This window comes from Desulfosoma caldarium (assembly GCF_003751385.1).
Classification (GTDB): Bacteria; Desulfobacterota; Syntrophobacteria; order Syntrophobacterales; family DSM-9756; genus Desulfosoma; species Desulfosoma caldarium.
This window is the reverse complement of sequence record NZ_RJVA01000009.1, coordinates 154032-165601: the sequence shown is the minus strand read 5'-3', so window position 1 is coordinate 165601 and position 11570 is coordinate 154032. Positions and strand designations below refer to the sequence as shown.

9 protein-coding genes are annotated in these 11570 nt (G+C 56.8%); 3 read left to right on the top strand and 6 right to left on the bottom strand.

The features are described 5' to 3' along the window. Positions 1 to 12 precede the first annotated feature (12 nt). The 5 genes from folP to EDC27_RS01400 form a co-directional block, all read right to left on the bottom strand. Positions 13 to 894 carry a dihydropteroate synthase gene (gene folP, locus EDC27_RS01420; protein ID WP_123288832.1) on the bottom strand — a complete coding sequence of 294 codons (882 nt, stop codon included), beginning with the start codon at positions 892 to 894 and terminating at the stop codon, positions 13 to 15. Continuing rightward, complete coding sequence (ftsH, locus tag EDC27_RS01415) at positions 891 to 2882, bottom strand: ATP-dependent zinc metalloprotease FtsH (RefSeq protein WP_123288831.1); 1992 nt, start codon at positions 2880 to 2882, stop codon at positions 891 to 893. The genes folP and ftsH overlap by 4 nt, the downstream gene beginning before the upstream one ends. Before the next feature lie 125 nt (positions 2883 to 3007). Continuing rightward, positions 3008 to 4009: a hypothetical protein gene (locus EDC27_RS01410; RefSeq protein WP_123288830.1), complete on the bottom strand. Its 1002-nt coding sequence runs from the start codon at positions 4007 to 4009 to the stop codon at positions 3008 to 3010. Then, positions 3996 to 5150: a recombination-associated protein RdgC gene (gene rdgC, locus EDC27_RS01405; protein WP_123288829.1), complete on the bottom strand. Its 1155-nt coding sequence runs from the start codon at positions 5148 to 5150 to the stop codon at positions 3996 to 3998. The genes EDC27_RS01410 and rdgC overlap by 14 nt, the downstream gene beginning before the upstream one ends. Before the next feature lie 279 nt (positions 5151 to 5429). Further along, positions 5430 to 6002, bottom strand: a complete 573-nt coding sequence (locus tag EDC27_RS01400; RefSeq protein WP_123288828.1) for a hypothetical protein — start codon at positions 6000 to 6002, stop codon at positions 5430 to 5432. A 366-nt stretch (positions 6003 to 6368) separates the two neighbouring features. Between EDC27_RS01400 and EDC27_RS01395 the strand changes: the two genes are divergently transcribed. The 3 genes from EDC27_RS01395 to nadC all read left to right on the top strand — a co-directional run bounded on the left by EDC27_RS01395 (position 6369) and on the right by nadC (position 10202). Then, positions 6369 to 8153, top strand: a complete 1785-nt coding sequence (locus EDC27_RS01395; protein WP_123288827.1) for a hypothetical protein — start codon at positions 6369 to 6371, stop codon at positions 8151 to 8153. Positions 8154 to 8269: 116 nt separating this feature from the next. After that, entirely contained in the window at positions 8270 to 9331 is a 1062-nt protein-coding gene (locus EDC27_RS01390; RefSeq protein ID WP_123288826.1) for a hypothetical protein, read from the top strand. 43 nt (positions 9332 to 9374) lie between these two features. After that, complete coding sequence (gene nadC / locus EDC27_RS01385) at positions 9375 to 10202, top strand: carboxylating nicotinate-nucleotide diphosphorylase (RefSeq protein ID WP_123288825.1); 828 nt, start codon at positions 9375 to 9377, stop codon at positions 10200 to 10202. 12 nt (positions 10203 to 10214) lie between these two features. Here nadC and EDC27_RS01380 read toward each other — a convergent pair whose 3' ends face one another. Next, entirely contained in the window at positions 10215 to 11564 is a 1350-nt protein-coding gene (locus EDC27_RS01380) for an amidohydrolase family protein (RefSeq protein ID WP_170161504.1), read from the bottom strand. Between the last annotated feature and the right edge of the window lie 6 nt (positions 11565 to 11570).

The window sequence follows — 11570 nt, the reverse complement described above, 5'->3', positions numbered from 1 at the left end:
CTTTGCGTCTTGTCAAGCGGTTGCCTCGTTCGTCCACAACCCATTGCGCAGGGCATCGGCCATGAGCGCAGCACGCCGGTGAAACGCCACATCGTGGACCCTCACAATGTGGGCTCCTGCGGCAATGCCAATGGCGTTGACCACGGCTGTGCCCAGTTCACGGTCTTCCACGGGAGCGTCGAGCACGGTGCCGATAAATCGTTTTCGCGAAGCTCCGAGAAGGATTGGGCGTTCCAAAACGGCCAAAGCGTCGAGGTCTCGAATGAGCCGAAGATTGTGGGTGACCGTTTTGCCAAATCCAATCCCCGGATCCACGATCATTTGATTGCGGTCGACGCCCGCTGCCATGGCCACCGCCATGCGCTCTTCAAGAAATCGAATAATTTCCGAAAACAAGGCTTCGTAATGCGGAGACTGCTGCATGGTTTTTGGCGTGCCCAACATGTGCATGAGGATGAGCGGCACGCCAAATTCGGCCGCCACAGCAGGCATTTCCGGGTCAAAACGCAGGGCGCTCACATCGTTGATGATGTCCGCACCGGCCCTCAGGGCCTGATAGGCCACTTCAGCCTTAGTGGTATCGATGGAAATGGGAACGTCCGTGTGACGGCGAAGCTCTTGAATGACGGGCAGGACGCGGCGTAGTTCTTCTTCCAGGGGCACGGGGTCGGAAAAAGGGCGAGTGGATTCTCCGCCAATGTCCAAAATGTCCGCACCGGCTCGCACCAGTTCCAGTCCGTGAGCGACGGCGGCATCGTGCGTCGCCCATTTTCCCCCGTCAGAAAAGGAATCCGGAGTGATGTTGACGATGCCCATGACCAGGGTGCGGTGGCCAAGCACCCAGGGTCGGGATCGGAGCGTCAAGTGAAAAACAGGTCTCGGCCCCACGTTCATTTGGCGTCAGCTCCCGATGCTTTCGATTCCGTTTCGGTGACGCTGAGCTCATCAGATGAGTCAACGTTGGGCGCTGAGGCCGAATGCACAGGCTCCTCAACGTTGGTCTTCAAAGCCGGTTCCTGAAGCTCATGGGGCGAAGACGCAGATGCCTGGGACGAGGTGTCGCCCGTCGGGGTGGATCGGGCCAAATCCGGGCGAATGCTGGCAACGATCATCTCGATATCTTGATTTTCCAAAGTTTCCTTTTCCAGCAAAGCCGCGGCCATCGCATCCAAAATGGTTCGATGGCTTTCCAGAAGATCTTTAGCTTTTTTGTAGTTGTCTTCCACGATCCGGCGCACTTCCTGGTCAATTTGAATGGCGGTCTGTTCGCTGTAATCCCTATGATGCTGGACGATTTCTCGGCCGAGAAAGACCTGATCGTCCATCTTTCCGAAGCTCAAAGGCCCCATTTGTTCGCTCATGCCCCATTCGCACACCATGCGTCGAGCCAACTGGGTGGCCCGTTCAATATCATTGGACGCTCCCGTGGTCTGTTGGCCGAAGACGATTTCTTCCGCCGCTCGCCCCCCCATGAGAATGGCGATGCTGTTCAGGAGGTATTCTTTGGGATACGTGTGTCTCTCGTCCTCAGGCAACTGCTGAGTGAGTCCCAGAGCTCGGCCGCGAGGAATGATGGTCACTTTGTGCACCGGATCGGTTCCGGGAAGAAGCCGCGCGACCAGAGCATGTCCTGCTTCATGATAAGCGGTGGTTCTCTTTTCCTCGTCACTGAGAATCATGCTCTTGCGTTCCAGGCCCATCATGACTTTATCTTTGGCTTCTTCAAAGTCGGCCATCTCGATCCTGTCTTTGTTCCGCCGAGCAGCCAACAGGGCGGCTTCATTGACCAGATTTTCCAAGTCGGCTCCCGAAAAGCCGGGGGTGCCTTTGGCCAGGACTTTCACATTCACATTATCGGCCAACGGCTTGCCTTTAAGGTGCACGGCCAGAATGCCTTCACGGCCACGAATGTCTGGAACCGGGACCACCACTTGCCGGTCGAACCGGCCGGGTCGAAGTAGTGCCGGGTCCAGCACATCCGGACGGTTGGTGGCCGAAATCAAGATGACTCCCTCGTTGGATTCAAACCCATCCATTTCCACCAGCAACTGGTTCAACGTCTGCTCCCGCTCATCGTGGCCTCCCCCCAGACCTGCTCCACGATGCCGGCCCACGGCGTCGATTTCGTCAATAAAAATAATGCATGGGGCAAACTTCTTTCCTTGCGTGAAAAGGTCTCGCACGCGCGATGCGCCAACGCCGACGAACATCTCCACAAAATCCGATCCACTGATGCTGAAAAACGGAACGCCCGCTTCGCCGGCGATGGCTCGAGCCAGAAGCGTCTTGCCGGTGCCGGGAGCGCCCACCAGCAGCACGCCCTTGGGAATGCGTCCTCCAAGGCGCGTAAATTTCTTGGGATCCTTCAGAAATTCTACGATTTCCTGCAGTTGTTCTTTGGCTTCGTCGATGCCCGCCACGTCTTCGAAGGTCACTTTGCGCGCATCTTCGTTCAACAGCCGCGCTCTGCTCTTTCCAAAACTCATGGCTTTCCCGCCGCCCATCTGCATCTGGCGCATGAAGAAAATCCACACGCCGATGAGGAGCAGCATGGGAAACCAACTGATCAAAATGGTCATGTACCAAGGAGACTCTTCCTTAGGTTTCGCTTGAATCTCAATGCCCCGTTCCCTCAGAAAGCGAATGAGGTCGGGGTCCTGCGGGGCATAGGTGCGAAACGAGCTGCCGTTGACATACACGCCGAGAATGTGATCTCCTTGAATGGTTACCTGCGCTACTTCGCCTTTGCGTACGGCATCCAAAAACTGGCTGTAGTTGGTTTCCAGGCGAGATGTCTGAGGCTGATTGAACATGTTGAAGAGCAAAATGACCATGAGGCTGATAACCAGCCACAAGGCGAGATTCTTGTAAAAAGGGCTCAAGGCTTCCTCCTTTAGGGCAACCTTTCTGCGCAACGGTCGCAAGTCTACCGCACGTGGACTCCCTAATCGGGCACGGCGGATTTTTTTCCAACTTTAACACTCTGCGCGTTCCCTGTGAACTGTCTTTATGGGGAGGACTCGCCCAATCTGTGCAGTCCCCTCTTGTACCAGCTCTCGCCCCGGCGTGTTCGAAAAGATTCGGCCATGACCACGTCGTCCACTCCTTTTTCTATGGCTTGGCGAAGGATCCGAATCTTTGCGGCCGGATCCAGAACCGGCACGTCACACACAAACGCCACCCACGCGCGCAGAGCTCCTTCCCTTTGGCCTGACTTCTGGGATGTGCACAGGCTGTGAAGCTTCAGGCAGGCCAGCACCAGGTCCCTCTCCTCATCGTCGGCGAAACCGTGTTGCCCGTAAAGGCGCATGGCTTCCTTGCCCACCTGGTTGATCATGGCGATGGTAAACCAACGCACAAGCCACCGCAGGCTTTCCCTGGACAGTTCTCGGCTGACCCAGTAGAAAGGATTTTTCCAATTCTTGGCATGCCACATCACTTGTGCCGCCTTGTAGAGCATCGGGTGTTTTTTTAGGGACTGCACCAGGGACGATGCGTTCACGCGGCGATACGTCTTGTAAAGGGCTCGGTAATGCCCGATGGGGCGGCTCGAAAGAAGCCGAAAAGGCCCTCGCTGCACCACGGCCTCCAGCCGAGACGTGGTACGCCGACACAGCGCGAGCACGTCTTTCAAAGAAGCCTCGTATTGGGCTTCGGCCTTGTCCGGATGATAGATGGAGGCGATGGTGTGGACGATGTCTTGGGCCTGGGAAAAAAAAGTATCGAGGGAAAGGGAAATGTCTTGGTCGGGCATGGACCAGACTTTTTGGCGCAGAGCTTTAAGATAGCTAAGGGCGGCTCGATCCTTTTCGCTCAGAGAGGATTCCTCAAGAAGCCGAAAAGGCTCCTCCGAAGCCTCTTCCAACAGCGAGTGCCAATGGCGGCGCAAACGGCGTCGCATCCAGTAGACGGCACCAAGAGACGCGGCCGTGAGAAGGGCAAGGGTTAGGCTGACGGGATGCGAGGTCACAACGTCCTGAAAGAGACGAACGGCTTCAGGCCACGTCATGGCTTCCCGATGTGGCGGCGTTCAGCTGGCCGCCTTGAATCCAGTGCCTCATCGCAGGGAGGACGTCCGAAGCCCAGGAGGAACGCAGACGTGCCAACAGGAATTCCCGATAGGCGGCGTTGAGAACCCCCAGGACCTCGTCGATGAAAAACATTTTTTCAAGAAACCGAGCGTCCGGATCCTCTTCTTCCGCATGGGGGATTTGTTTCGGGGTCTTGAGGCCCTTGACGGCCCAGAGGTCTCGGTCCAGTGTGAGGGTGTATTCGTTGTCCGCCGTCATAACAATCCACTGGGCCTCTTCCACCATCTTGCCTTGTCGCAAGGCCGTGCGCGCCTCATCCAAAGCACCGGCCTGCGTCGTGCAAATGACCCGTTCCTTGCCGTCGTCCTGGCGGCTCAAGACCACTTTTTCGCCTAAAGCCAACGTGGCAAAGGCCCCTTGCTCCAAAGGCACGCGCCCTTGGCGGGATTCGGCCAGGTACCAGAGCCATGTGAGGAATTCGTAGCCCAAAAACCGCCCTTCATGCAGGGCGTGGGGGGACTTCACGGAGACGAGTCCGGACAGGGCATCCTTCAGGTTTTCCGGCAAGGAGAGTCCGTAGAGGGCCCATTGCACATGGTAAAGGGGAATTGGATGGAGCTTGAAACTCCGCTCAAAATGTTCCAAAAAGGCTTCCAGCATCTTTAGGCTTGCCGTGCCCACAAGGAGCCGACACTGCGCTGGAGACCACACCACCTCACAGCCGAAAGGTTGCGGCAGAACGCGCTCCAGCAGTTGGTTCTGAATGGCTTCACGGATCTTGAGGCGTTCGTGCCGAGGGGGAAACTTGCCGTCGTGTTCCGCCCGATAGGCCTGAACGGCTTCCCGCTCATACTGTTTCAGAACCAACGGGGGAACCTTGCGCTGATCCCATCGGAACTGAAAGGCCACGTATTCCCCTTTGCGGTAGCTCGCAAAAGGAAAAGAGGCATCGAAGAGGTCCTCCCAGCGGGCGAATCCTTTGGCCGAAGCCTCACCCTGCGCACCCTCGCGATAGGCACCTTCGTGAAGGCTTTCGTCGATGAAAGACCACACGTCGGCCACAGGAGGATCCGGCACATGAAAACACGTCAACGTCACCGTGCTGCTTTGAAGACCCATGAAGATAACCCGATGTTGCTGGGCAGGTTAGGAGCTCGATGAAGCTTCTACAGGGGGAAGCAACCCCTTGGCTCGCAGTTTCTTCCTTTTTTCCCGCCGTCGCCGTCGGCGTTCCAATTCCCTACGACGTTCAATTTTTTTATGTCGGGCCATAGCCGAGCCTCCTTCATGTACGCAACAGAATTGCATTTCCCTGAAAAAACTCAAATCGGCCGTGCCCTTCGACACAGCCGTTCGTCCATTACAGGTGGCTCTATTTACCCAATGGTCCTAAAGGCGTCAATGAGAAAGCGTGTTGTCCGCCGGCTGGGTGATAAAAGTTTCCATAAAAGGGCAGGAGCCAAATACGCTCAAGACGGCCTGCATGCCGGGTATTTTGGAGTCCTGAAGCAGGGCAAGGGTTTGCCCGTGGACGCGGCTTTCTTCCATGTCTCTTTCCTTTTCTGGAGCGTCGAAGCGCTGAAGAAACCTGGCGAAACGCACGACATGGATTAATTCATGCGTCACGATGTACGTGGCTAAGGGAAGCAAGGCCAATTGAGGGTCTCGAAGGAGGGCCTTTCGAATGACGTGATCCTGCAGGCAAATCTTAAAATAGTCGCCGTGACGGCTGGCAAGAGTCTTGTCGTGGGGAGGAAAGGCGTAGCGTCGAATTTGAGCGAACGCATGGTCGGTAATTTCTTCCGGGAGGAGATCTTTAAGCGACCGAATGTCGTAACGGTAGCGTTTCCATTGCGACGTGGAAATCTTGAGGCGATCACTGATGAGCTCCTCGGCGATGCCAATCGCCTCCGCAAGCACAAGAATCTCCTCATCATTAAAGGGGACGCGCTGTTCCAGTTCCCGTCGCATGCTCTTTTATCGCATCCCTTGTGCAGCGGCCTTTGACGGCTCCTCAATCTGCTGCAACCCTTTGTCTTTACGCCTAGCCCCTTTGGGCTTTTTGAAGCTTTGTCCCTTCATTCTAAGGCTATAAAATTACAGCATATGCCAAGGCAAAACAAGCCCGCTTTTTTCTTGACGTGAACGTTAAGTGCATACTAAATTGGTATGGTTTTGGGGCTTGCGCCGTGAAAGGCCCGGCTCTCATGCCTGGGGAACGCGTGCCGCGTGGCATGAAAGAGCAAGCAGGGCACGGAAAGGGGGGATGCAAGGGAAGCGCGGGGCGAAGGTCCAAAAGAGACGACAGGGGGCTTTCCTGAAGGAGCGAAATCGCGCGTGGAAACTCACGAAGAGGGGGAAGTGATGAGTTGGACAGGACGTGCCTTTGTTTTCGGGTTAGCCATTTTTATGGCGGTGACGGTCAGTTCCATCGTTGAAGCACAGCCGGCAAAGGACATTACGGAAGAAGTCATCGTGGGGCCGGGCAGTGTGAGTGTGGCCACTAAAAAAGATATTATGATGAGTTTTGGTGCCTTGGTGCGTTTCATTCCCACATCGGAGTCCAAATGGGATTTCGGCATGAGTGACAATCTCAAGGGCAACAGCTTTTTTGGAGGTAAGTACACCGAACGTCTTTTTGAAACGCATAGCAATGAAAGCGGCACGGTGCGAGGTGGCTACATTCGCAACGAGGACAAGATTTATTTCAACGCCATGCCCACAGACCGCAAATGGTCCTTTTACGCAGCTTTGGAATACGATCGGCCCATTGACACGGACACGGTGGACAATCGTGGTGGCCGTGGGGACAACAGCAACTTCGGGTTGGAGCGCCTCAACGTGAGTGTGGCGCTGCCCTATGGGACGCGGTTTCACGCCGGTTGGGACGTCTGGGGCTTTGATCACTACGAGGGCGCCTCCATGGTCTATGCCGATGACAATGCGGGTTTTTGGCTGGACGGGCAGGCAGGACCTGTCACCTACAGCATTGGCTATTTTAAACTGGCCGAAAACAACTTCCAGACCAGCCTCGCGAAGACCATCGGCAACTATGAATTTGCGGCCAACGACGATGACCGAGACCTCATTGCAGCCTATGCGGACTACAAGATCAACGACAAGCACAAAGTGAAGTTCTTTTACGGCTACGATCGCATTCGTGGCATTCCCGTAAGGGACTTCTACACGGCGGCTTGGGGGGCAGCTCAATCGGCCACGGGCCTTTCCATGGCAAAGATCTACGATCTGTTAGGCTTGGATGGTTCGGCTCCGGATCCCACCGATCCGGATTTTCCCTTTGCTTATGGTGCGACTAAGGTGGTGAGCGCCGGCAGCCCGAAAACCGATTCTCACCATATCGGCTCTTACTATGTGGGGAACTTTGGCCCGGTGGAACTTTTCCTGGAAGGTGTCTACCAGTTCGGGTCCGCCGACAAAGTGCAGAACCTCAAATACAGTAAGTATGATATTTCCGCCTACGCCCTAGCGGCCGATGTGGCTGTGGAACTTAAAGATTGGATCGGATTCAGCCTGAAGCCGCACATCGGCGTCCTCTACACCTCGGGTGACGACGACCCCAACGACGACAAGCTCAAAGGCTACAACGGCATTGAAAACGCTCAGCGCTTTTCCAATCGCTGGGGGGGTGAAAACACCATCATTGGCGACACCAACTTTGTGCTGGGCACCGCCCTTTACGGGTACCTGCCGGAATTTTACGGCAACGGCACCCCCATCTTTACCGGCGGCTTGCAGAACTTTGCAGGCTACGGCAACGGCCGCGGCGACAATCCCGGTTTGACCATGGTGAGTGTGGGACTCACGGCGGCGCCCAAAAAATTCATCATCTATCGAACCAACGTGAACAATTTCTGGTGGAACGAGGACATCAAGGTCAAGAGCTTCGTGTACCCTTATGCCGAAACTTGGGTGAAATCCGGGTTTGTGGGCACCGAATGGGACAACGAGCTGACGGTGGCGCTGCACAAGAACGTCTTTGTTAAAGGCCAGGCCTCGTTCTTCTTCCCGGGTGAAGTGATCGAAGATGTGACTGCGGCGCTGGGTGCCAAGAGTGACGACACGGCGTCCCGCATTGCGGCGGAACTCATCTGGAACTTCTAAAGCTTGGTTTTCGCCTTTCCCTTAACAGAGGGAACCCAATGGGGGTATAGTAGGCCGGCTTAGGCCACTATACCCCATTTCTTTTCTCCCAATCCCATCAGGCGGGAGCAAATTTCATGAAAGTCGTGTCATTTCGCCATCAGCTATCGGTGCTCATCCTCTTGTCTGTTGTGGGTGCTGCCGGATGCGCATCGTCTCCGGACATTGTCAGTCGAGAAAAGGCCCCGGGTCAAAAGTATTCGGCAGCGGAAGTGCGGGAAATTTTGGTGGACCACCCGTTTCTGCTTTCCGGAGACTATTTTCGGGAACGCCAGGATCTTAAACCTTTCGTCCTGAGCGATGTGCTTGCCGGATCTGGAAAAGAATCGGCCCGGGCCGTCAAGGAGTCGCAGGAGGTTCAGGAAAAAAGATTGGCCAAGCTGGAAGCCGCCGTTTTTGAAGGCCGCCGCCTGTTGGCGACTTCCGGCGATGTGCTGCGCTGGAAAGTGGGGTTCTTCATGGACACGCAGGGCGTGCCGTCGTACCTGGCGGATCGGCTTCTTTCGCAAGCCGATCGCCTCTCGGTGACCTATGATGTGTTGTTTGTGCATCACCGAGACCTGGAGCAGGTTCTGTCCCAAACGGACTGCGTGCAGCGCCATGATCTGGGGTGTATTGTGCGCATCACGGCCATTTATCCGGGCGTGCGCTTTATCGCTTTAGTGGAGTCCCTCACGGTTCCCTCCACGTATCCGGGAACGGCCCGGGCACGGTTCGGGTTGGTGGATGCGGGCATTGGGTATCGTTTTCCCTTGCAACAAATGGAAATGCCGTTGATGGAAGAAGCCGATGTGAACACTTTTCTGGAACTGGTGGTGCGGCGAAGCTACGAACAGGCTCTGGATCACAAGGACCTCATGCCATGGTTCACCCACATGTTTTCCAACCAAAACGGGGAGTATTTCGTGAGTGCCGGCCACCGATCCGGTCTCATGGTCGGCGACGTCTTGGACGTCATCGAAGAAGGCCGGTTGGTCAATTCCCCAACGGGCACGCCGGCGGCCTGGATGCCGGCCAAGCCCAAGGGACAGCTTCAAGTGGAGCGGCTCTTTGGAGAAGACCTGGCTGTGTGCCGGCTCATTTCCGGGCAACCGCCCAAGATGGACGATTGGCTCCTTCCCACTCGGGCCGCCAAGTAATCGGCCGGTGCACCGTCTTGCGGCGTAAAGAGGTCACGAGGACATGGTTTCCTTGCGTCAAAGGATTGCGTGGGCTCTGGAAGAAGATCTGGGCCCGGGTGATGTGACCACGCTGGGAACGGTTCCAGAGGGAGCGTGGGGTGTCGCGCACATGGTCACGCGAAAACCCTGTGTGGTGTCCGGCATGGAGGCGGTGCGCCTGGTCTATGAACTCTTGGACCCTACAGTGGAGTGTGCGGTGGCAAAGGGCGACGGCATCCCTGTGAATGCCGGATCCACCCTGTGCACGCTTCGAGGCCCGCTGCGTTCCGTCCTTATGGGGGAGCGAACAGCCTTGAACCTGGTCCAACGCATGAGCGGCATTGCAACCCTAACGCAGCGCATGGTCCAGCAGGTGGAGGGGACGGGTTGTACCATCTTAGACACGCGTAAGACCACCCCGTTGTGGAGGGACCTGGAAAAGGCGGCCGTGCGGCATGGAGGGGGTCGAAACCATCGGTTTGGTTTGTTCGACGGCGTGCTCATCAAGGACAACCACATCGCGGCCGCAGGGGGTTTGCGGCAGGCCGTGGAACGCGTGCGGACCCGCGCGCCGCACACATTGCGCATCGAAGTGGAAGTGGATAGCCTTGAGCAACTGCAGGAGGCGCTCGATGCCGGCGTGGAAGTGGTCCTGCTGGACAACTTTTCCCTTCCTGACATTCGGCAGGCGGTGCGCTTGGCCCAAGGAAAGGCCCTTCTCGAAGTCTCCGGCGGAGTGACTCTGGAAAAGGTTCGCTCCATTGCCGAATGCGGCGTGCATTTCATCAGCGTCGGAGCCCTGACCCACTCGGCTCCTGCCATTGACATCGGCTTGGATCTCTCTTTCTGATTCTTCCCGAGTTCACGGCTGAAACAAAGCCGTGCGAATTTTTCGGGCTAGGGTGCGAGCTTCCCCAAGAACCTGGGAAACATCCAAGTTTTGCACTGTGCCATCGCGAACGATGGGTACCCCATCCACCCAGACATGGCGCACATCTGACGATCGTGCTGCATACACCAGGTGCGAGACGGGATCGTATAGGGGGGTGAGGTGTGCTTGGTCCATATCCACGGCCACCAGATCGGCTCGTTTGCCCACTTCCAAACTGCCGATGATCCCGCCCAAGCCCAGCGCGCGCGCTCCTCCTTGCGTGGCCATGAGCAGCACCTGACGAGCGGAACACACGGTGGGATCGTCGAAGGCCGCCTTGTGGATTTTGGCGGCAAGGCTCATTTCAGAAAAGAGGTCCAAATCATTGTTGCTGGCACATCCGTCCGTGCCCAAACCGATGGGGATGCCCGCCCCGATCATGGCCGGTAGGGGGGCAATGCCCGAAGCCAGCTTCAGGTTGCTTTCCAAACTGTGGGAGACGCCGGCTCGGGTTTGGGCCAGGATCTGAATCTCTTCCTCATCCACCCACACGGCGTGGGCGCATAGAGTCCTTTTGTCGAGGATACCGAGGTCTTTCAAAAGGCGCACGGGACTTCGGCCGTATCGCGACTGGATTTCTTGGACCTCCCATGCCGTTTCCGAGACATGAATCTGAAAGAGCAGGCCGTGGTCTCGGCACAAGTCCTTAGCCCATTGCAGGGTTTCCGGGGTGCACGAGTAGGGGGCGTGGCAGAAAAGAGAAGGGGTCAGCCGAGACGGCCTGCGGGAAAAGCTTTCGAGAAATGCGGCAACGCGATCGGCGATTCGAGCCGGGTCCGGCACATCCGGCGTGGGAAAATTCAAAACCCCTTGGCCCAGCACGGCCCGCATGCCGATACGTTCCGCCGCATCGGCAGCGGATTCCTCAAAAAAATAGCCGTCGCAAAAAGTCGTCGTGCCCCCGAGCACCATTTCCACGCAGGACAAAAGGGTGCCCAGGTGCACGAATTGCGGCCGCACAAACCGGGATTCCGCGGGAAAAATGCGCTCATGCAGCCAGTGATGCAAAGGGAGGTCATCGCCCACGCCGCGAAAGAGACTCATGGCCGCGTGGACATGCGTGTTCACCAGACCGGGAAGCAGAAGATGGCCTTGAAGGGACCAGGTCTCTTTCGCCGCATAGCGCTCCTCCAGCTCGCTGCAAGGGCCCACCGCCACAATGGTTCCCCTGTGGAAGGCGACGGCGCCGGGGCTGAACACTCGAAACGAAGCATCGCAGGTGAGCACATGGTCTGCCCTTGTCAGAAGCCCATCGACAGGTATTTTGCCGTCGGAGCGCATGGCAGC

Coding starts and splice junctions, on each gene's coding strand:
- EDC27_RS01410 (WP_123288830.1), bottom strand. CDS start 4,009: ATGACGTGGCCTGAAGCCGTTCGTCTCTTTCAGGACGTTGTGACCTCG.
- EDC27_RS01390 (WP_123288826.1), top strand. CDS start 8,270: ATGAAAGTCGTGTCATTTCGCCATCAGCTATCGGTGCTCATCCTCTTG.
- EDC27_RS01380 (WP_170161504.1), bottom strand. CDS start 11,564: ATGCGCTCCGACGGCAAAATACCTGTCGATGGGCTTCTGACAAGGGCA.
- folP (WP_123288832.1), bottom strand. CDS start 894: ATGAACGTGGGGCCGAGACCTGTTTTTCACTTGACGCTCCGATCCCGA.
- rdgC (WP_123288829.1), bottom strand. CDS start 5,150: ATGGGTCTTCAAAGCAGCACGGTGACGTTGACGTGTTTTCATGTGCCG.
- EDC27_RS01400 (WP_123288828.1), bottom strand. CDS start 6,002: ATGCGACGGGAACTGGAACAGCGCGTCCCCTTTAATGATGAGGAGATT.
- nadC (WP_123288825.1), top strand. CDS start 9,375: ATGGTTTCCTTGCGTCAAAGGATTGCGTGGGCTCTGGAAGAAGATCTG.